The 567-nt window shown below is 62.6% G+C and carries 2 protein-coding genes; both read left to right on the top strand.

Features of this window, described 5'->3' with window-relative positions:
* The first annotated feature begins 54 nt into the window (after nucleotides 1–54).
* Nucleotides 55–372: a transposase gene (locus J8I87_RS44150; RefSeq protein ID WP_209938942.1), complete on the top strand. Its 318-nt coding sequence runs from the start codon at nucleotides 55–57 to the stop codon at nucleotides 370–372.
* The coding region (locus J8I87_RS44145) for a transposase (RefSeq protein ID WP_209938939.1) at nucleotides 369–567 on the top strand (199 nt) is incomplete at its 3' end. The genes J8I87_RS44150 and J8I87_RS44145, both read left to right, overlap by 4 nt.

Below are 567 nucleotides of genomic sequence, written 5' to 3'. Positions count from 1 at the left end.
TGAAGTTGACCCAGAAAAGCGGACATCTATCCTTTGGAGAAGGAGGTGCCGATTATGGGCAAGCATCGTACCCCGTACCCGGCGGAATTTCGGGCGCAAATGGTCGAGCTGGTGAAGGCTGGACGCAGGCCGGAGGAACTGGAAAAGGAGTTCGAGCCGACCGCACAGACCATCTACAACTGGGTGGCGCAGGCTGATCGCGACACAGGCGTGCGGCATGACGGTCTGACCACAGCCGAGCGGCAGGAGCTCGCACGGTTGCGTCGTGAAGTCCGGCAACTGAAGATGGAGCGCGACATACTCTCTCACGCGGCAGCCTGGTTCGCGAGGGAGACGGGATCCGTTCCACCGAAGAGCGGTACGGATTCATGAAAGCGAACCGGGCCCGCTGGCCCATTGCGATGATGGCACGGCTGCTCGGCGTCTCGACGAGCGGCTATTACACGTGGCTGGTGCGAGAGCCCGCGATGCACACACGTAGCGATGCGCAACTGCTCGCGCGCATCCGCACGCTACATGCGAGCTCACGCCGCACGTATGGGGCACCGCGTATCCATGCGCAGCTCG

Source organism: Paraburkholderia sp. LEh10 (assembly GCF_017814945.1).
Taxonomy (GTDB): Bacteria; Pseudomonadota; Gammaproteobacteria; order Burkholderiales; family Burkholderiaceae; genus Paraburkholderia.
This window is presented reverse-complemented; position numbering and strand designations above follow the sequence as displayed.

Bases quoted from the DNA above. Each gene is read 5' to 3' on its own strand.
- J8I87_RS44150 (WP_209938942.1), top strand. From the start codon at position 55: ATGGGCAAGCATCGTACCCCGTACCCGGCGGAATTTCGGGCGCAAATG.